This is a genomic window from Thauera aromatica K172, assembly GCF_003030465.1.
Taxonomy (GTDB): domain Bacteria; phylum Pseudomonadota; class Gammaproteobacteria; order Burkholderiales; family Rhodocyclaceae; genus Thauera; species Thauera aromatica.
In genome coordinates this window covers 749,017-767,147 of sequence record NZ_CP028339.1, presented here as the reverse complement: position 1 = coordinate 767,147, position 18,131 = coordinate 749,017, and the positions used below count along the sequence as shown (strand labels likewise).

Below are 18,131 nucleotides of genomic sequence, written 5' to 3'. Positions count from 1 at the left end.
CGGCGGAGGGGAGAACTGGCGCTCGCGGGAGCGACCGGGATGCGCCGGGACAGCGCTAGAATGCGGTCCATGTTTGCCGACACCCCCTCCCCGCCGCCTGCCGACGGCGGCCGCGCCCAGCAGGTCCTCGCCCACGTTTTCGGCTATTCCGCCTTCCGCGGCGAGCAGCAGGCGATCGTCGAGCACGTCGCCGCCGGCGGCGACGCCCTCGTGCTGATGCCCACCGGCGGCGGCAAGTCGCTGTGCTACCAGATTCCGGCGCTGCTGCGCGAAGGCACGGCGATCGTGGTGTCGCCGCTGATCGCGCTGATGCAGGACCAGGTCAGCGCGCTGGTCGAAGCCGGAGTGAAGGCCGCATTCCTCAACTCCAGCCAGGACGCCGACACCGCGCGCGCGGTCGAACGCGCGGCCTACATGGGCGAGCTCGACCTCCTCTACGTCGCGCCCGAGCGCCTGATGACGCCACGCTTCCTCGACCAGCTCGACCACCTGCGCGACACCCACCGCCTGGCGCTGTTCGCGATCGACGAGGCGCACTGCGTGTCGCAGTGGGGGCACGATTTCCGCCCCGAGTACCTGCAGCTGTCGATCCTGCCCGAGCGCTACCCGGCAATTCCGCGCATTGCCCTGACCGCCACCGCCGACCGCCAGACGCGCGAGGAAATCGCCCGGCGCCTGAACCTTACCCACGCGCGCCGCTTCATCTCCAGCTTCGACCGCCCGAACATCCGCTACACCATCGTCGACAAGGACGACCCGCGCCGCCAGCTGCTCGCCTTCATCCGCGAGGAATCCCCGGGGCAGGCCGGCATCGTCTATTGCCTGTCGCGGCGCAAGGTCGAGGAGACCGCGGCCTGGTTGCGCGAGCAGGGGGTCGACGCCCTGCCCTACCACGCCGGCATGACGCAGGAGATCCGCGCCGAGCACCAGACGCGCTTCCTGCGCGAGGACGGCCTGGTGATGGTGGCGACGATCGCCTTCGGCATGGGCATCGACAAGCCCGACGTGCGCTTTGTCGCCCATCTCGACCTGCCGCGCTCGATCGAAGGCTACTACCAGGAAACCGGCCGCGCCGGGCGCGACGGCCTGCCGGCGCAGGCGTGGATGGCGTGGGGCGCGCAGGACGTGGTCCAGCAGCGGCGGATGATCGACGAGTCGGAGGCGAGCGAGGAGTTCAAGCGCCTGGCGCGCAACCGCCTCGACGTGCTGGTCGGCCTGGTCGAGGCCACGACCTGCCGCCGCCAGCACCTGCTCGCCTACTTCGGCGAGGACTCCGGCCCCTGCGGCAACTGCGACAACTGCCTCAACCCGCCGCAGACCTGGGACGCCACCGAGGCCGCGAGGAAGGCCTTGAGCTGCGTCTATCGCACCGGCCAGCGTTACGGCGCCGGACACCTGATCGACGTCCTGCGCGGCGAGCTGACCGACAAGGTGGTCGAGCGCGGCCACCAGGACATCACCACTTTCGGCATCGGCAGCGAGCTCGACGAGAAGCGCTGGCGCACGGTGTTCCGTCAGCTGGTGGCGCGCGAGCTGGTCGCCGTCGACCACGAGCGCTACAACGCGCTGCGCCTGACCGACGCCGCCCGTCCACTGCTGCGCGGCGAGACCGGATTCCACCTGCGCCTGGAGCGCGAACGCAGCCGCAGCCGCGGCACCCGCCGCAGCGCCGCCCGTATCGACATCCCGGGCGGGATTCCGACCACGCTCTTCGACCGCCTGCGCGCCTGGCGCGCGGCCACCGCGAAGGAGCGCAACGTGCCCGCCTACGTCGTGTTCCAGGACGCCACCCTGCGCGAGATCGCGCTCGCCCGGCCGCACTCGCAGGGCGAACTGGCCGGCATCAGCGGCATCGGCGACCGCAAGCTGGAAGCCTACGGCGACGCGATCCTGGAAATCGTCGCCACAACCGGCTGAACACGCCCGACGCCCGCTGAAGACGCCCGCCGGGCAGGCCCGGGCGGGCGGCGAAGCGTTACAGCACTTTCAGCAGCTCGACTTCGAACACCAGGGTGGCGTTGGGCGGAATCACGCCGCCGGCGCCACGGATGCCGTAGCCCAGCTCGGGCGGAATGGTCAGCTTGCGCCGGCCGCCGACCTGCATGCCCTGCACGCCTTCGTCCCAGCCGCGGATGACGTGGCCGGCGCCGAGCGGGAAGTGGAAGGGGTCGTTGCGATCCTTGCTCGAGTCGAACTTGCGCCCGTCGGTGAGCCAGCCGGTGTAGTGCACCGCGACCATCTTGCCTTTTTCCGCGGTGTCGCCGCTGCCGAGTTCGAGTTCTTCGATGACGAGGCCGCTGGCGGTGGTGGTGGTCTGGGTCATGCCTGTTTCTCCTGGGGTGGGTCGAGGGAGGACGATTCTACCTGCCGGCGCCGCGCCGGCGGGCGGCGAAGCGCTCGCGGAACTTCGCGATCTTGGGCGCGACCACGTACTGGCAGTAGGGCTGGTCGCTGTTGCCGGCATAGTAGTCGTGATGCTCGGGCTCGGCCATCCAGAACTTCGGCGCAGGCTCGACCCGGGTTGCGATCGCCTTCGGGAACAGGCGCTGCTCGCCCATCTCCTCGATCAGCGCGAGCGCGGTGTGGAGCTGCTCCTCGCTGGTGACGAAAATCACCGAGCGGTACTGCGGGCCGATATCGTTGCCCTGGCGGTCGACGCTGGTCGGATCGTGGATCGCGAAGAAGATCTCGAGCAGTTCGCGGTAGCTGCGCCGCGCGGGGTCGAATTCGATGCGCACGACTTCGGCGTGGCCGGTGCCGCCGGCGCAGACCTGGTGGTAGTCGGGCAGCTCGACGTGGCCGCCGCAGTAGCCGGAGACTACGGTGACGACGCCTTCGACGTCCTTGAATACCGCCTCCAGGCACCAGAAGCAGCCGCCACCGAGGATCGCGGTTTCGAGTACGGGGTCTTGCCGGGTTTCGCTCATCGGAATGGGCTCCATGCACAGGTTCAGCGGAAGGAGAAACCGTAGCTCAAATCGAGCGCGGTGTCGGTGCCGCCGCGCACGATCACCGACACCCGGCGCGACAGCTGGTAGCTCAGTTTAACCAGAGTCGCCGCCCCGCCCAGGCTCTGCTCGAACGACAGGAACAGATCGGGTCCGAGGCGCTTGCCCAGGCTCAGCACCTGGCCGCTGACCGAAGGGCCGGCGGCGATCGTCGAGCCGCTGCCGACGACCCGGCTGCTGGCCACGCGCGCGGTGCTGGTGAGCTCGCCCTGGCCGATCGAGAACGAGTCGAAGCCCAGGCTGCGCGACAGCTCTTCGCTCATGCCACCGCCGGGACCGCCAAGCAGGGCCGAGGCCGCCGGCAGCAACAGCCCGAGGTCAGCGCCCGAAGCGGCGTCGGGCGCACGCCCGAGCACGATCCAGGAGAGCTTCTCGGGATCGGGAACATTGGGCTCGGACACCAGCCGCACCTGCGGCCGCCGGGCGCTGCCGGTGACCGCGACGCCGGCCTCCACCGCCAGCCCCTTGCGCAGGGCGACGATATTGAGCCCGGGCGCATCGAGCGGGCCCTGGAAGTTGACCGTGCCGCGCTCGATCACCAGGCGCTGGCCGTAGCCACGATAGCTGCCGCCGACGGTGGAAATCGTCCCCACCGCCGACAGCGGGCGCTCGGGCTGGAGGCGGACGCGCAACTCGCCGGCAAGCCGGGTCTCCAGGCCCAGCGCCGAGAGGTAGAGCGCCTCGCCGAGGCCGACGCGGACGTCGGCGGTGACGGCGAAGGCGCCGCGGCCGGCCGGCTCGTCGCGGCCGAGGACGACGACATCATCGGACAGGCTCGGCGGCGGTGACTCGGCAAATTCGAGATAGCCGGCGTCGGCGTCGAAGCCGGCCTCCAGCGCCAGCGAACTCCAGCTACTGCGCGCGCTACCGCGGCCCGACAACAGCATCCAGCGGTCTTCGCGCTGCAACAGCGGCAGGCGGTCGGCCTCGAAGCGGAAGTCGCCCGCGCCGCTGTCGAGCGCGATCTCGCCGCTGGCGGTGAAGCGGCCGGGGGTGGCGGTGAGGCGCTCGAAGGGAATGCGGCGGTCGCGCGGGCGCACCCGGTTGGGCGAGACGAACTCGAGCCGCGCCAGGCGCACGCGGTCGTCGTCGAAGTCGAGGTCGAACTCGCCCCCGGACAGGATCAGCCCCTGGTCGATCAGGGTGAAGCCGAGCTCGCGGCCCTGGATGCTGCCGCTGGCGCGCGGCGCGGCGAGCGTGCCGGCGATTTCGAAGCGGCCGTCGATGCGCCCGGCGGTGTCGACGTTCTCGCGCACGAGCCGGCCGAGCCAGGCGATGGAAGGCATGTCGAGGCGGGCCGAGGCGCGGACCGGCGTCTCGGGCGGCACGCTCCAGCGGCCGTCGGCACTGCGGCGGGCATGCACAACGGCTTCGCCGTGGACGCGGCCGAACTCGCGGCCGCGCACATCGAGCGCCAGGTCGAGGCGCTCGCCGCGCGCCTCGAGCACGGCGTCGAGCCGCTCCAGGCCGAGCCGGGTGCGGATCTCGCCTTCGACGCTGAGGTCGCCCGATTCGCGGAACAGGCGCGCTTCGCCAGCGAGCGTGCGCCCCACCTGGAGGTCCCAGCGCGCACCCAGGGTCAGCGGATCGGCATTGCGCCGCGGACGGCCGTCGGCACGCGGCGGCTCCGGCGCCAGCACCAGGCCGCTGAGTTCGCCGCGCAGCACGCTGCGGGCCGGCGACCATGCCGTCTCGAAAAGGCGGATGCGGCCGCGGCCGCCGGCGTCGATCTCGGCCGCGCCCAGCATCACGCCGTCGGCGGCCAGTTCGAGCGCGGCCGGAGCCGCCAGGCGGGCGGTGAACGCCTGCGCCGGACCGGCGGGTTGCGGGCCGGTGGGTTCGGCGCCGGCGAGTTCGAGCGCAGCAAGCTCACCAGCCCAGCGCAGGCGCGGGCCTGCGCCGATCCCGCCCTGCAGCACCAGGCGCACGCTGGCGCCCGGATCGTCACGCCCGGCGCCGCCGGGCGCGGCCGCGCTGAGTTCGAGACGGTGGCGCGCGCGCGTGCCCTCGGCGCCGAGGCGGGCGTGTTCGATCCAGTCGGGCTGGGGCCGGCCGTCGTCCCCGGCGCCGGCGGGGCCGAGCCCGGACAGGCCGAGCGCGAGCGCGAAGGGGCCGTCGATGCCGGCATCGAGCCGCGCACTGCCGTTGATTCCCGCCAGGCGCAGCTCGCCCGGCAGCACCAGGTCTTCGCCGAAGAACTGCAGCTCGCCATTGGGCGCATCGAGCGTGCCGCCTACCCGCCCCTCGGCCGCGGCGCGCCCGCCGAGGCCGAAGCCGAGCGCGCCCAGCGCCGGGGCATCGAGACGCAGCGCCAGATTGTCGTGCGCGGCGCCGAGCGCACCGTCCGCTTCGACGCTGTTGCCCGCCAGCCGGACGGCGAGGCGCACTTCCGGCAGGCGGCCGCCTTCGAGGCGCAGGCGGCCTTCGCCGCTGAGCGGACGGCCGTCGAGGACGCTGTCGCGGATGCGGAACTGCAGCGTCGCCGCCTGCGGCAGGCCGGCCGCCGGCAGCTCGGCGGCGGCCTCGAGGTCGAGGTTGAGGCGCGCGGACGGGGCCGCGCCCGACAGCGCGCGCGGATCGACACCGGTGAGCGCAAGTGCGGCCACGATCCGGCCGGTGCCGGAGTCGGAGTCGGAGTCGGAGTCGGTGTCGGTGTCGGTGTCGGTGTCGGAGTCGGCGGCCGGCGGTGCGGATGCGGCGCCCGTGCCGTCCCCTTCCCCCCTCGCCGCCAGCGGCGCTTGCCACGCCACCCGTCCGGCGATCCGCCCCGCGCCCGCCAGGCGGAGGTCGAGCGCGTCGAGGGCGATCTCCGCGCGGCGCCAGTCGAGCACGGCGGCGAGGCTTTCCAGCGGAATGCCCCCGGCATCGGCCGCGGCGGGCCGGCGGTTGAGCACGCGGATCGGCCCGACGAGCCGCCCCAGCGGCAGCCCCGCGATCCCTTCCGCGGCCCGCCCTTCCCCGTCCGCGGGGGGCGCGAGTTCGGCGTCGAGGTCGAGCGTCGCACGCGGCGCCCCCTCGACGAAGGCGGCGGGATCGAATCCGCCGACGCGCAGCGAGAGCCGGCGCAGCGGGACGGGTTCGAAGCTCGCGGCCTCGAGCTCGACCCGGGCATGCACGCCTTCGCCGCGGGCCTCGAGCTCGGCCCGGGGTTCGAGCAGGGTATCGGCGAGGCCGAGGCGGACGGCGAGCGCACGCCCCTCGATGACACCGTCGAACTGTCCCGCGCCGTCGACGGCGAACGGCGCCGCGCCGTCGAGGGCGAGAGCGAGGCGGACTGCGCCCTGGGGCAGGGTCAGCGACAGTACGCGCAGGCGGTGGTGGCGGCCGTCGCTGTCGAACGCGGCGTCCAGCGCGGAGAAGCGCAGGCCCGGGGGTTCGGCGGGTTCGGCGGGTTCGGCGGGTTCGGCGGGTTCGGCGGGTTCGGCGGGTTCGGCGGGTTCGGCGGGTTCGGCGGGTTCGGCGGCGGGCACCGGGTCGCCGGCCGGATCGCCGGCCAGCTTCCCGGCGGCCGGCTCGGGCGCCGGCAGTTCGCGCAGGGCAAAGGTCCCGACGGCGAGCCGGCGCAACTCGATCGCGAGCGGCAGTTGGAGCGATGCGGGGGGCCGCAGGGGGGCGGACTCCGTTTCAGCGGCGGTCGCGGTCCGGGCGAGGTCCACCCGGTCGACCGTCAGATGGGCGATGTCGAGCCGGCGCTCGAGCAGCGCGGCGGGCGACCAAGCGAGCGAGAAATCCTTCAGCTCGACCTCGAGCCCGGGGCTGCGGTAGGCGAGCGCATCGATGTCGAGGCGCCCGAGCACGCGCCCGCGCGCGCCCTCGACCTGCAGCGCGCCGCCGCTCGCCGCGCGGGCGAGGGCGAGGCCGGCCTCCAGCCCGGACTGGGTGCCGAGCAGCCAAGCGGCGGCCCCGAGCGCGGCGGCAAGCGCCAGCGCCACACCCCCGCCCAGCCACGTCAGCCCCCGCCGCCAGCGGGACGGCGGCGGGCCTGCCCGCGCGGCGGCCGGTGCGTTCTCGCCCATTGCCGCGGCGGTTCAGCCCCCGAACAGCGCCCGCAGCGCCGCGCCGGGGTCGTCGGCGCGCATGAAGGCTTCGCCGACAAGGAAGGTCTGGACCGCGTGCGCGCGCATCAGGGCGACGTCTTCCGGCGTCAGGATGCCGGACTCGGTGACGACGATGCGCCCGGTGGCGCCGGTGGCGATGCGCGGCGACAGCTCCAGGGTGGTCTGCAGCGAAACGTCGAACGTGCGCAGGTTGCGGTTGTTGATGCCGATCAGCGGCGTCTGCAGCTGCAGCGCCCGCTCCAGTTCGGAGCCGTCATGGACTTCGACCAGCACCGCCAGGCCGAGGGCGATGGCGAGCTGCTCGAGGTCGCGCATGCGCGCGCCGTCGAGGCAGGCGGCGATCAGCAGGATCGCGTCCGCCCCCATCGCGCGCGCCTCGAACACCTGGTAGGGATCGATGATGAAGTCCTTGCGCAGCACCGGCAGCGCACAGGCGGCGCGGGCGGCCTGGAGGTATTCGGGCGCGCCCTGGAAAAAGGAGCGATCGGTGAGCACCGACAGGCAGGCGGCGCCGGCGGCCTCGTAGGCGGCGGCGATTTCGGCGGGGCGGAAATCGGCCCGGATCACGCCCTTCGACGGGCTCGCCTTCTTGATTTCGGCGATCACCGCGGGACGCCCGGCGGCGTGCCGGGTGCGGATCGCGGCGACGAAGTCGCGCGCCGCAGGCTGGGCCTCGGCGAGGGCGCGCATCGCGGAGAGCGGCGTGTGCGCGGTGGCGGCGGCGACTTCGGCGACCTTGACCGCGCAGATCTTGTCCAGGATGTCGCTCATGCTGCAGCTCCGAAGCGGCGGGTGAAGCGCACGAACTCGTCGAGCTTGTGCCGCGCCGCGCCGCTGGCGAGGGTCTCGCGCGCCCGCTCGATGCCGGCGCCGATCGAGTCGACCAGGTTGGCGGTGTACAGCGCCGCACCGGCATTGAGGGCGACGATGTCGCGCGCCGGCCCTTCGCGGTCCTCCAGCGCGCCGAGCAGCATCGCGCGCGAGGCCTCGGCATCGGCCACGCGCAGGTTGCGGGTGCCGGCCATCTGCAGGCCGAAGTCTTCGGGATGGATCTCGTACTCGTGCACCTGGCCGTCCTTGAGCTCGCCGACCAGGGTGGCGCCGCCGAGGCTGAGTTCGTCCATGCCGTCCAGGCCATGCACGACCAGCACGTGATTGGCGCCCAGACGCTGCATCACCCGCGCCTGGATGCCGACGAGGTCGGGATGGAACACTCCCATCAGGGTGTTCGGCGCCCCCGCCGGGTTGGTCAGCGGGCCGAGGATGTTGAAGATCGTGCGCACGCCCATTTCGCGCCGCACCGGGGCGACGTTCTTCATCGCGCTGTGGTAGTTGGGGGCAAACATGAAGCCGACGCCGGTTTCCTCGACGCAGGCGGCGACCTGCTCGGGCGACAGGTTCAGGTTGACCCCGAGCGCTTCGAGCACGTCGGCGGCGCCGGACTTGGACGACACGCTGCGCCCGCCGTGCTTGGCCACACGTGCACCGGCGGCGGCGGCAACGAAGATGGTGGCGGTGGAGATGTTGAAGGTGTGCGAGCCATCGCCGCCGGTGCCGACGACGTCGAGGAAGTGCTCGTGCGGCGGCGCGACATGGACCTTGGTCGCCATTTCGCGCATCACCGTGGCGGCGGCGGTGATCTCGCCGATGGTCTCTTTCTTGACGCGCAGGCCGGTGAGGATGGCGGCGGTCATCACCGGCGAGATTTCGCCGGCCATGATCTGGCGCATCAGCGACAGCATCTCGTCGAAGAAGATCTCGCGGTGCTCGATCGTGCGTTGCAGGGCTTGCTGGGCGGTCATCGTCATCGTGGGGGCTCCCGGGGGTCAGGCGGCGGCGGGCAGGGGCGCGCTGCGGTCGAGGAAGTTCTGCAGCAGCGCGTGGCCGCATTCGGTGAGGATCGACTCGGGGTGGAACTGCACCCCCTCGACGTCGAGGGTCTTGTGGCGTATCCCCATGATTTCGCCGTCGTCGGTCCACGCGGTGACTTCCAGACAGTCCGGCAGGGTGGACCGTTCGATGGCGAGCGAGTGGTAGCGGGTGCACGTGAGCGGGTCGGGGAGGCCGCGGAACACCCCGACGTCGAGGTGGTGCACGGCCGAGGTCTTGCCGTGCATGAGCTTCCTGGCATGGACGATGCGTCCGCCGAAGGCGGCACCGATGCTCTGGTGACCGAGGCAGACGCCGAGGATCGGCAGGCGGCCGGCGAAGGCCTGGATCGCCGCCACCGAAATGCCGGCTTCGGCCGGAGTGCACGGGCCGGGCGAGATCACGAGGTGCTCGGGCTTCATCGCCTCGATCTGGCCGAGGGTGATTTCGTCGTTGCGGAACACCTTGACCCGGGCGCCGAGTTCGCCGAAGTACTGCACGAGGTTGTAGGTGAAGCTGTCGTAGTTGTCGATCATCAGGAGTCTCATGATTATAAGTCCTTGATTTTATTGATGTTTCTCATTACACGCACCCTCCATTACTCACTTCATTACACACATCGACAGTCGCTTGCGATGGACGAAGTGCGCGCAGGTGCTTGCTGACAGCGGCAACGGATCTTGAGAGAAGTGGCAAAGCGCGCCAACGCGGCGCACTGGAGCAGCGCCTACGCCAGCATGGTTGGGCCGAGTGATGAGACGGAACGGGCAGACTCCCCCATCGCAGCGTCGCGGGGCGCGGAGCATCAGTTCGACGATGGGGATGATCAGCTAAGGGCATCGGGCAATCTCCTCAAATCTTGGAGCCGCCGTGCCGGGGAAGCCTTCTTGAAACCTTGCCTGCCGGTACGGCGGCAAGGTGCGGTCAAGACCGCAACGACATGCCGCTTCCTATTGGAAGCGCCACCACAGAGCGATGTTGGTCGAAGCGGTACGGGTCATGGACAGACCAAAGTATTGAATTTAGAAGCTAGAACTCAGCCCGAGTGCGCCCGAACGGAATTCCAAAGTAAGCCTTTGGGATTTTACCACGAGCATGTTTGGCAAAGCCACCTCCGACAGCACCGAGCCTCCAGCAGATCGCCCCCACCTCGGTTCCGACGACAGCGCTGCCCTGTCGAAGGTCGAAGAAGCAAAGAGCGAGTAGGCCTGCCACTTCGCATTGCCCCCCTGCGATCGTCAGATGCGGCCGGGATTTGTGAGCATGGAATCTGAGGTAAGCAGTCACCTTGGCCCGCACGTGCGTGATGCTATATCGCAATATCAGCATCCGGGCCAGATATGACACCGCCGCTTTCCTCTGCTGATCCGAGACCTACAGGCATAAATGGCGCTGCTCACGGCTTTGTGAAACCGTCGGCGTATCAGACCATACCGAACCGGTTTTGCGAGGGATAGCGCAGCGCATGACGCTGATACCGTGAGCGCCAATATCGAGCTTGCGTCCTCATCGCTCGATGGGCCGGCAACCGGTCAATTCTTGCACATCGAACAAGACGAGGCCACCTGCGGCGGATGCCAATCATCTCGCCCGCCTACGTTCAGGGCATCGTCCCAGGCATCCGCTGCAGGCCATAACGACACGACAGCCCTTGGCAGGGCAAGAAAGGAGCCGGTGATGTAGCGCTTCCGAAAGGAGACGAAGACATGCACAAGGACATTTCAACATCAAAGGTGTTCTATCGACCCATCGAAGCGGCCATCCGATGGGCCGGGTTGCTGCGGTACCTGCCGATGATCCTGGCCGCGATCGCATCACCGCGCTTCCTGCCACCGTCGCTGAACTGCCCGCGGTGGAACGAGTGCCGGCTGTACTCGGAGCGCATCTATGACGGCATCCTCAACGGAGACCTGCCCTACGGCACGGACGGGATCACGCTCAATGACCCGAAGCTACTGCAGTCGCCGGATTTGACCGTTCGCCATGTTGATCTGAAACGTTGGATGCGCACCCACTATCCTGAGCACCGGCCAGGATTCCTGTTCAGCCGTGGCGAACGCATGGCGCATCCTTTCATCACCATGGAAACAGGACAGGCGATCCTGGTGGAGCGGCTGGCCCTTCAGGCAGCGCTGGAGCAAGCCGGGCGCCAGATACGAGAACTGCAGGAGCAGCACGACACCCTGCTCAAGCAGTCCACCGTGCTGCTGGCTGCCAGCCAGTGCGAGATCAGCGAACGGGCGGAGACGACGTATCTCAACATCATCGGCGGGATGCTGACGCTGATGCTGGGCCAGTCCCCCTCGGGCGTGCCTTACTCCAGCTTCAAAACGCAGGAGGCCCTTGTCTCGGCATTGGTCGCCCACTACGGCGGCACCATGGGCATCACGGAGCGAACCTTGAACGGCAAGTTCGCCAACGCCAGGAAGTACGTCCGTAGCGCAAGCGCATGAGGTTTTCCAGCTTGTATGTGCAGTCGCGGAGATTGCATTTGCAATGTCTTTTCGTAGCGATGTCTATTGAATAGAGGTCACGCCAACAAACGCCACCGAGCGTTCAGGAGTGACCGACATGTCGCAAGCACCTGTCCTGCCACCGAACGAGCGCCGCATCTTGCGGCTCGATGAAGTCGAAGCCAAGTCGGGCTTCAAGCGCGCCCACATCTACAGCCTGATGAAGAAGCGCCAGTTCCCCCAGGCGCTGCGCCTCGGCATTCGCGCCGTCGGCTGGGATTCGATCGAAATCGACCAGTGGATCGCCGAACGCCTCAACAACCGGACCTGATCCGCTCTCCCTTGGACTTCCCATTCCCAGACGGAGAGCGCCATGCAGGTTGTATCCATCATCTCGACCAAGGGCGGCGTCGGCAAGACCACCACCGCCGCCAACCTCGGCGGACTCGTTTCCGATGCGGGCCTACGCGTGCTGCTGCTCGACCTCGACGTGCAGCCCACGCTGTCCTCCTACTACGAGCTGGCCCACCGCGCGCCCGGCGGCATCTACGAGCTGCTGGCCTTCAACGAGCGCGACCTCGGCCGGCTCGTGTCCCGCACGATCATCGCGGGGCTGGACCTGGTGGTCTCCAACGATCACCGGGGCGAACTGAACACCTTGCTGCTGCATGCGCCAGACGGGCGCTTGCGGCTGCGCCACCTGTTGCCGGTGCTGGCACCCCTCTACGACCTGCTGCTGATCGACACCCAGGGGGCGCGCAGCGTGCTGCTGGAGATGGCGGTGCTCGCCTCCGATCTTGCGCTGTCGCCCGTGACCCCGGAAATCCTCGCAGCCCGCGAACTGCGACGCGGCACCATGCAGTTGCTGGAAGACATCGCGCCGTATCGCCACCTCGGCATCGAACCGCCGCCGTTGCATCTGCTGATCAACCGCGTCCACCCCGTGTCCGCCAACGCGCGGCTGATCCAGCAGGCCCTGCGCGACCTGTTCCAGGACCACGCCGGCATCCGCGTGCTCGACACCGACGTGCCGGCCATCGAAGCCTATCCACGCGCTGCGACCCGTGGCCTGCCTGTGCATCGGGTCGAATACCGACAGCCGCTGGGCAGAGTCGCGCCCGCCGCGCTCGACACCATGCGCGCCCTTGCCGGCGAATTGTTCCCGCAATGGCAGGAGCAACTGGCCCGCGTGTCCGGCCGCCCGCAGCGCCCCTCTGAGATGGGGAGGCCCCATGGCGAACGCACATGAACTGGCGCGCGGCCACAAGCGGCTGCGCGCCCTGATCGAATTCGCGATCGGCGAAGGTTGGCACGTCAAGCGCACACCGAGCGGGCACCTTAAGTTCACCAAAGCCGGTTGCGCTGCGATCTATACCAGCTCGACCGCGAGCGACCACCGGGCGGCCCTCAATGCCCGCGCGCAGATCCGCCGTGCCGAGCGCGAGGCTCGCTTGGCCCAGGCCGCCAGCACGAAGGGATGCGGCCATGGCTGAGATGACCTCCCAGGACATGGCCGGCAAGCTGCTTGCCGCCGGGTTCGAGCGCAGCGGTCCATCGGCCACGGCCTTGAGCGATCCGATCGCCGACACGCCGATGGTCGTGACGCTGGACCAGTTGCGCCCTTACGACCACGACCCGCGCAAGAAGCGCAATCCCGCCTACGAGGAGATCAAGGCATCCATTCGCGAACGGGGCCTGGATGCGGCGCCGGCCATCACCCGCCGACCAGGCGAAGATCACTACATCATCCGCAACGGCGGCAACACGCGCCTGGCGATCCTGCGTGAACTCTGGTCGGAAACGCGGGACGAGCGCTTCTTCCGCATATCGTGCCTGTTTCGGCCCTGGCCCGCGCGGGGCGAAATCGTCGCGTTGACCGGCCACCTTGCGGAGAACGAGTTGCGCGGCGGCCTCACGTTCATCGAACGCGCCTTGGGCGTCGAGAAAGCTCGCGAGTTCTATGAAGCGGAAAGCGGCGCCACGCTAAGCCAGTCCGAACTGGCCCGCCGTCTGGGCGCCGATGGCTACCCCGTGCAGCAGTCACACATCAGCCGCATGGCCGATGCGGTGCGCTACCTGCTGCCCGCGATCCCGACCGTGCTCTATGGAGGGCTCGGCCGCCACCAGGTCGAGCGGCTGTCGGTCATGCGCAAGGCCTGCGAGCGCACCTGGGAGCAGTACGCCAAAGCCAAGTCGCTTCCTTTGGACTTCGAGGGGTTCTTTCAGGAAGTGCTGTCGCAGTTCGACACGCAGGCCGACGAGTTCTCGCCGCAGCGCGTGCAGGACGAGCTGATCGGCCAGATGTCCGAGTTGCTGGGCATCGACTACGACGTGCTGGCGCTGGACCTGACCGAATCGGAAAGCCGTCACCGTGCATTGGTCAGCGACCCGACGCCGTCCCCGGCACAACCGACCTTGCCCGATCCCGTGCCCCTGGCGCGGCCGCCACGTGATGCGTCAACGCCCGCGCCGACCGTGGCATCCCCTGTGGGACGGCCAGGCGCCGTGCCCCCACGCCAGGACAACGCGGCTGGCGAGGCGTCTTCGGGCAACCCAGTGGCAGCGTCGGGCGATCTGCTGCAGGGGCACATCGTCTCGCCGGCACCGACGACGGAGCGACTCCAATCCATCCAGCGCATGGTCGCCGACCAGTTGGGGGATGCGCTCCCGCCCGATTTCTCGGCCAACGTGCTGCAGTCCATCCCGGTGCAGGCCGGTGGCCTCTATCCCATCTCGGACGTCTGGTACATCGATCCCGGCTTGGACACACCGGACCGGCTGCGCATTCACATTGCTCAGTTCGCGCGCGAGATCGCGGCCGAAGCGGACCTGGACGGGTGCATCGATGACCGTCCCGATGGCATCGGCTTCGCATGCCGTGGCCAGGCCCCATCACCGGCGGGCCGCGCCGTGCTGGCGCTGCTGGCGTGCCTTGCGGGCCAGAGCCTCGCCGAGCTTGGCCTGGACAACGGGCAACTCGCCCTTGATCTGCCGGCACTGCTGCACGGCCAGGGTCAAAGCCACGACGCCACGTGCTTGAGCGACACCGCAGTGGTCAAGCTCTTTCGGCTGCTGCGTCTGGCTCGGCGCCTGCTGGATTTGGAAGCCAGCACCACGGCTTCCGGGACCTGAGCGAGGGAGTCCAGCATGTCTGCACCGCACCCCCTCAACCAGGCCGTCATTGCCCAGGCGCTGTATGACCTGCGCAATGGGCAACTGCGGCGCTGCAAGCTGATGGGGTTCGGAGAGGAAGAACTGGACGCGCTCAAGCACCCTGCGCTGATCAGCGTGCTGGCCAACGCCAATGTGTCGTGGTGTTCGGTGACGGTCAATCGCGAAGTGCTCCGGCGGCTGCTCAAACAGGCGCAGGACGTGGAGAAGGAGATCGCCACGGTCGATCGCATGTTGCGCCTGGGTGCCAGCACGGAAATGGTGAGCCGCTTTTACGGCCTCACCCACCAGGAAGTTGCGCTGCGGCGCGAGATCCTCGGCCTGCCTAAGCGCAAGGGGCGCCACCCTGTCTTGGACGAGACCCAAGATACGGAACTGTGGCGGCAATGGAAGGCCGTGACCAGCAGCAGAAACGTCGATCTGGAGGATGAAACCTCGATTCTCGATGCGGCAATGGACCTGGCCGAAGGCATGTCACTGCCGCTGTCGGTGGTCTGGGCCGCGATCAAGAACTGGGTCGATCAGGGACTGGGTTAAGCGATGGCCGTGGACGACCCCGCACCACGCGCACCGCGCCAAGGCCCCGTCGCCCTCGCCGATCTGTTCGCGGGCGCCCTGAAGGAACTCGCGCCCCGTTCCAGCGCACCCGCGACCGCACCCAGCGACGGCTTCCTCTTCAGCGGCAACCGGCACGAGAGCGTGCCCAGGCGACTGTTCCTCGATCGTCGGCTGACGCCGCTGGAACGCAATGCCTGGCAGGTGTTCCGGCTGATGCTCAACCAGGACGGGGTGACCGCGTTCCCCACCTATGAGCAGCTACGCCCCTGGCTGGCGTCGATGCCCTGCGCAGGATCGGCTTCGCATGAAACCGTGGCACGGGCGCTGACGCTGCTGCGCCTGACGCGCTGGCTGAGCCTGGTGCGCCGGCGACGCGACCCCAAGACCGGCCGCATCCTCGGCAACCTCTACGTGCTGCATGACGAGCCCCTGACCCCGTTCGAGGCGATGCAGTTGGACGCCGACTACCTGGAGTTGGTCAGCCAGGCCCTCGGCCACTCGGCCAAGGCCGTGCAGGTCGTGGGCCTGAACACCTTGAAGGAGATCGCGGACGACCCGCTGCTGTCCGGCCGCACCTTGCCGTCGCGGCTGCAGGTGCTTGCCGAGCGCCTGGCGCGCCAGGGCATCGGAGCCACCGAAAGTTATCCACAGGGGGGAGCCTCCCACGATTCCGAAGAAGGGCCCGCGAGCCTTCTTCGGAATGGCGAACGCCCCTCTTCGGATTCCGAAGCAGGGCCGAAACCCGCGTCAGACGCCTCTCTTCGGAATCCGAAGCAGGACCGTACAGTACGTAGTAGTCGTATTGATGAAGTACGTACTACCGCGCGTGAGCGTGAGCAGGCGCGCGCGATGCAGGGCATTCGCCTGCCCGAGCGCTTCCTCGATTTGAAAGAAGAGCAGCAGGCCGGCGCCATGGTGGCCTTGCAGCAGGTCGATGCCTCGCTGCGACAAGCCGTGCTGGACGAATGGGCGGAGCGCTGTCGTGGCAGCGCCATCCGCAACCCGGCCGGCTACCTGTTCGGCATCATCCAGCGGGCCATCCGTGGCGAGTTCAATGCGTGGGCCAAGCAGGCTGGGTCGGCACCGCCACCAGCCGCCACGCGAGATGCGCCACCTGAGCCCCCACGCAACGTGGTTCCGCCCGAGGTGGCCAAGCAGCACATCGACCGGCTACGCGAGCTTCTGCGCAAGAGTTGACCGCTTCGTGCGATCAGACCATGAAGCAGACGCCCATGGCGTTCAGTGGAGCTATCCCCTGGGGATAGTTCGTCGGCGGTGATGGATCTCGGATGCGGGCGGACCAGGCATCGAATGATCGCCCCAGACCGGGCCATCCGCGCTGAGCCCGGCGAATCGCTTTCGTTGGCGCTCCATGGAGCTATCCCCAGGGGATAGCCGTGATGCAAGGTGTAACGCCCTCATGCGGGGTCTGCACGATGCCTTTCTCAGCGCATGTCCGTCGTGCTCGGGGCGAACAGCGCTCCATGGTGTTTGGTGGAGCTATCCCCTGGGGATAGCTCTCACCCGCGCGCGACGATCACGACGAAACCGGGGCCTGGCCCATTTCGGTTTGTTGACTGACTGCCTTCCGCTGCATGCGGATGCTGGCGGCTCCCTGTCCACCTGCGAGCGCTCACCATGGCAACCAGCAACGAACCATTGCAACTCAACCTCGGCTCCCTGCGCAGCGCGATGTCGCTGACGCTGCACACCCACCACGCTTCCCGCATCTGGCACGGCCGCGCCGCCGCCGAAGGGCGACCTGGCATCGTCGGCCTGAACGGCTACATCGCGGTGATGAACAAGATGAAGCGCGGCTCGGAGCAGGACGACCCGTATTCAGACTGGTGGATGCTGCGCATCGAGGACAAGCTCGACCAGACCAGGACCACGCTGCAGACCTTGCGCGAACAGGTGGACCAGGCACTGGCGGGCGTGCCTGCGGCATTGAGCCTGGGCGAGAACCTCAATGTGCAACCCGTCAAGCTGCCGCTGTTCGTCAACGCGCAACTGGGCTTCGCGGCGGTCTATCTGCTGGCCGACTACGACGACATCGCGCGCAAGCTGATCCTCGCCCACCACACCGCGCTCATCGACCGCAGCACCTTGGAGCGCTGGCTCAACGAGGGCGCGCACGCGCTGCGCAGCCTGTTCTCGCTGGCCCAGCAGTACCGCTACTCGGGCTGCACCCGCGACGACTTCGCGGCGAAGAATGCCGCAGCGCGGGCGGCGCTGGAGAAATTCGGCGAACTGCCACAGGACGTGCTCGAAGGCATGCGCCGCTCGAAGTTTGCACCGCCCATCGTGCGTCGTGGCCTGCAGCAGCGCGGTGAGGGGCCTGCCGCAGCCGTAGGCGCTTCCCTTGCCAATGGCGACGAAGCCGCTGCTGCCGACTTGTCCGAAGGTGCACCCGCTGTCGGCGAGGACGAATCCGCATGAGCGATCTGAACCAGTCCACCCGCTACTTCCGGGGCCTGCAACAGGGTGCCTTCATGCGGCTGGAACACGCGGCCTCTCTAAAAGGCCTTTTAAAGCCTTTTAAAGGTAAGAGGGACTTCGAGGTCTGGGCCAGCCAGTGCTTCGCCATGCGCGACGAGTTGATCGGCCTGGCGCAGCGACAAGTGCTGCAACAGGCCATCGGGCATCCCTTCCACCTGCTGCCCATCGAACTGGCCCAGCAGACCACTGGCGCGGGAACGACGTTCTTGCGCTGGCGCAGGCACGACCGCTCGGCCATGGGCGTGGCCCTGTGGCAGGCACTGATGGCGAGCACCAGCACGCCGGTCAACCTGCTGGCCGATCTGCACGCGATCGAACTTCAGCGCATCACGCTGAACATGCAGATCAGCCTGTTGCACACCTTGGGCAGGCAGGCGCAGGAATGCGCCAGCAAGGCGGCCGAGGCGGAAGACGCCTACCTGCGCCGGCTCACGTCCATCCCCTCTGCAATGCGCGATCGGTGATCGCGTCGGGCACCCCAGCACGCGCCCGACGCCGACGAGGCACGGGTATTT

16 protein-coding genes are annotated in these 18,131 nt (G+C 68.7%); 10 read left to right on the top strand and 6 right to left on the bottom strand.

What is annotated here, in order from left to right:
- The first annotated feature begins 69 nt into the window (after positions 1 to 69).
- Positions 70 to 1,917, top strand: coding sequence for a DNA helicase RecQ (recQ, locus tag Tharo_RS03755; RefSeq protein ID WP_245880988.1), 1,848 nt, complete (start codon positions 70 to 72; stop codon positions 1,915 to 1,917).
- A 58-nt stretch (positions 1,918 to 1,975) separates the two neighbouring features.
- Here the strand turns inward: recQ and Tharo_RS03750 are convergent, their stop codons facing one another.
- Genes Tharo_RS03750 through Tharo_RS03725 form a run of 6 tightly spaced genes read right to left on the bottom strand, consistent with a single transcriptional unit; the run spans position 1,976 to position 9,483 of the window.
- Positions 1,976 to 2,323, bottom strand: coding sequence for an FKBP-type peptidyl-prolyl cis-trans isomerase (locus Tharo_RS03750; protein WP_107220031.1), 348 nt, complete (start codon positions 2,321 to 2,323; stop codon positions 1,976 to 1,978).
- A gap of 37 nt (positions 2,324 to 2,360) precedes the next feature.
- Positions 2,361 to 2,927: a peptide-methionine (S)-S-oxide reductase MsrA gene (gene msrA, locus Tharo_RS03745; protein WP_107220030.1), complete on the bottom strand. Its 567-nt coding sequence runs from the start codon at positions 2,925 to 2,927 to the stop codon at positions 2,361 to 2,363.
- 23 nt (positions 2,928 to 2,950) lie between these two features.
- Positions 2,951 to 7,024: a translocation/assembly module TamB domain-containing protein gene (locus Tharo_RS03740; protein ID WP_107220029.1), complete on the bottom strand. Its 4,074-nt coding sequence runs from the start codon at positions 7,022 to 7,024 to the stop codon at positions 2,951 to 2,953.
- A 12-nt stretch (positions 7,025 to 7,036) separates the two neighbouring features.
- Complete coding sequence (trpC, locus tag Tharo_RS03735; RefSeq protein WP_107220028.1) at positions 7,037 to 7,837, bottom strand: indole-3-glycerol phosphate synthase TrpC; 801 nt, start codon at positions 7,835 to 7,837, stop codon at positions 7,037 to 7,039.
- Positions 7,834 to 8,874 carry an anthranilate phosphoribosyltransferase gene (gene trpD / locus Tharo_RS03730; RefSeq protein WP_107220027.1) on the bottom strand — a complete coding sequence of 347 codons (1,041 nt, stop codon included), beginning with the start codon at positions 8,872 to 8,874 and terminating at the stop codon, positions 7,834 to 7,836. The genes trpC and trpD overlap by 4 nt, the downstream gene beginning before the upstream one ends.
- Positions 8,875 to 8,892: 18 nt before the next feature.
- On the bottom strand, positions 8,893 to 9,483 hold the full coding sequence (locus Tharo_RS03725) for an anthranilate synthase component II (RefSeq protein WP_107220026.1): 591 nt from the start codon (positions 9,481 to 9,483) through the stop codon (positions 8,893 to 8,895).
- A 1,158-nt stretch (positions 9,484 to 10,641) separates the two neighbouring features.
- On the opposite strand from Tharo_RS03725, the gene Tharo_RS03720 reads away from it, so the two are divergent.
- The 9 genes from Tharo_RS03720 (at position 10,642) to Tharo_RS03680 (ending at position 18,080) form a co-directional block, all read left to right on the top strand.
- A complete protein-coding gene (locus Tharo_RS03720; protein WP_107220025.1) occupies positions 10,642 to 11,388 on the top strand; it encodes a hypothetical protein in 747 nt (248 codons plus the stop codon).
- Positions 11,389 to 11,506: 118 nt separating this feature from the next.
- A complete protein-coding gene (locus Tharo_RS03715; RefSeq protein ID WP_107220024.1) occupies positions 11,507 to 11,719 on the top strand; it encodes an AlpA family transcriptional regulator in 213 nt (70 codons plus the stop codon).
- 42 nt (positions 11,720 to 11,761) lie between these two features.
- Positions 11,762 to 12,637: a ParA family protein gene (locus Tharo_RS03710; protein ID WP_107220023.1), complete on the top strand. Its 876-nt coding sequence runs from the start codon at positions 11,762 to 11,764 to the stop codon at positions 12,635 to 12,637.
- On the top strand, positions 12,621 to 12,881 hold the full coding sequence (locus Tharo_RS03705) for a hypothetical protein (protein ID WP_107220022.1): 261 nt from the start codon (positions 12,621 to 12,623) through the stop codon (positions 12,879 to 12,881). Before Tharo_RS03710 ends, Tharo_RS03705 begins: the two co-directional genes overlap by 17 nt.
- The gene (locus tag Tharo_RS03700) at positions 12,874 to 14,520 is read left to right on the top strand and encodes a ParB family protein (RefSeq protein ID WP_107220021.1); all 1,647 of its coding nucleotides are present in this window, start codon (positions 12,874 to 12,876) and stop codon (positions 14,518 to 14,520) included. Before Tharo_RS03705 ends, Tharo_RS03700 begins: the two co-directional genes overlap by 8 nt.
- Before the next feature lie 15 nt (positions 14,521 to 14,535).
- Positions 14,536 to 15,096: a DUF2857 domain-containing protein gene (locus Tharo_RS03695; RefSeq protein ID WP_107220020.1), complete on the top strand. Its 561-nt coding sequence runs from the start codon at positions 14,536 to 14,538 to the stop codon at positions 15,094 to 15,096.
- A gap of 3 nt (positions 15,097 to 15,099) precedes the next feature.
- On the top strand, positions 15,100 to 16,314 hold the full coding sequence (locus Tharo_RS03690; RefSeq protein WP_107220019.1) for an STY4528 family pathogenicity island replication protein: 1,215 nt from the start codon (positions 15,100 to 15,102) through the stop codon (positions 16,312 to 16,314).
- A 441-nt stretch (positions 16,315 to 16,755) separates the two neighbouring features.
- Positions 16,756 to 17,556, top strand: coding sequence for a PFL_4669 family integrating conjugative element protein (locus Tharo_RS03685; RefSeq protein WP_107220018.1), 801 nt, complete (start codon positions 16,756 to 16,758; stop codon positions 17,554 to 17,556).
- On the top strand, positions 17,553 to 18,080 hold the full coding sequence (locus tag Tharo_RS03680; RefSeq protein WP_107220017.1) for a DUF3158 family protein: 528 nt from the start codon (positions 17,553 to 17,555) through the stop codon (positions 18,078 to 18,080). Before Tharo_RS03685 ends, Tharo_RS03680 begins: the two co-directional genes overlap by 4 nt.
- Positions 18,081 to 18,131: the final 51 nt, after the last annotated feature.

Excerpts from the sequence above, each read along its gene's own strand:
- recQ (WP_245880988.1), top strand. The coding sequence starts at position 70 with ATGTTTGCCGACACCCCCTCCCCGCCGCCTGCCGACGGCGGCCGCGCC.
- Tharo_RS03750 (WP_107220031.1), bottom strand. The coding sequence starts at position 2,323 with ATGACCCAGACCACCACCACCGCCAGCGGCCTCGTCATCGAAGAACTC.
- msrA (WP_107220030.1), bottom strand. The coding sequence starts at position 2,927 with ATGAGCGAAACCCGGCAAGACCCCGTACTCGAAACCGCGATCCTCGGT.
- Tharo_RS03740 (WP_107220029.1), bottom strand. The coding sequence starts at position 7,024 with ATGGGCGAGAACGCACCGGCCGCCGCGCGGGCAGGCCCGCCGCCGTCC.
- trpC (WP_107220028.1), bottom strand. The coding sequence starts at position 7,837 with ATGAGCGACATCCTGGACAAGATCTGCGCGGTCAAGGTCGCCGAAGTC.
- trpD (WP_107220027.1), bottom strand. The coding sequence starts at position 8,874 with ATGACGATGACCGCCCAGCAAGCCCTGCAACGCACGATCGAGCACCGC.
- Tharo_RS03725 (WP_107220026.1), bottom strand. The coding sequence starts at position 9,483 with ATGAGACTCCTGATGATCGACAACTACGACAGCTTCACCTACAACCTC.
- Tharo_RS03720 (WP_107220025.1), top strand. The coding sequence starts at position 10,642 with ATGCACAAGGACATTTCAACATCAAAGGTGTTCTATCGACCCATCGAA.
- Tharo_RS03715 (WP_107220024.1), top strand. The coding sequence starts at position 11,507 with ATGTCGCAAGCACCTGTCCTGCCACCGAACGAGCGCCGCATCTTGCGG.
- Tharo_RS03710 (WP_107220023.1), top strand. The coding sequence starts at position 11,762 with ATGCAGGTTGTATCCATCATCTCGACCAAGGGCGGCGTCGGCAAGACC.
- Tharo_RS03705 (WP_107220022.1), top strand. The coding sequence starts at position 12,621 with ATGGCGAACGCACATGAACTGGCGCGCGGCCACAAGCGGCTGCGCGCC.
- Tharo_RS03700 (WP_107220021.1), top strand. The coding sequence starts at position 12,874 with ATGGCTGAGATGACCTCCCAGGACATGGCCGGCAAGCTGCTTGCCGCC.
- Tharo_RS03695 (WP_107220020.1), top strand. The coding sequence starts at position 14,536 with ATGTCTGCACCGCACCCCCTCAACCAGGCCGTCATTGCCCAGGCGCTG.
- Tharo_RS03690 (WP_107220019.1), top strand. The coding sequence starts at position 15,100 with ATGGCCGTGGACGACCCCGCACCACGCGCACCGCGCCAAGGCCCCGTC.
- Tharo_RS03685 (WP_107220018.1), top strand. The coding sequence starts at position 16,756 with ATGGCAACCAGCAACGAACCATTGCAACTCAACCTCGGCTCCCTGCGC.
- Tharo_RS03680 (WP_107220017.1), top strand. The coding sequence starts at position 17,553 with ATGAGCGATCTGAACCAGTCCACCCGCTACTTCCGGGGCCTGCAACAG.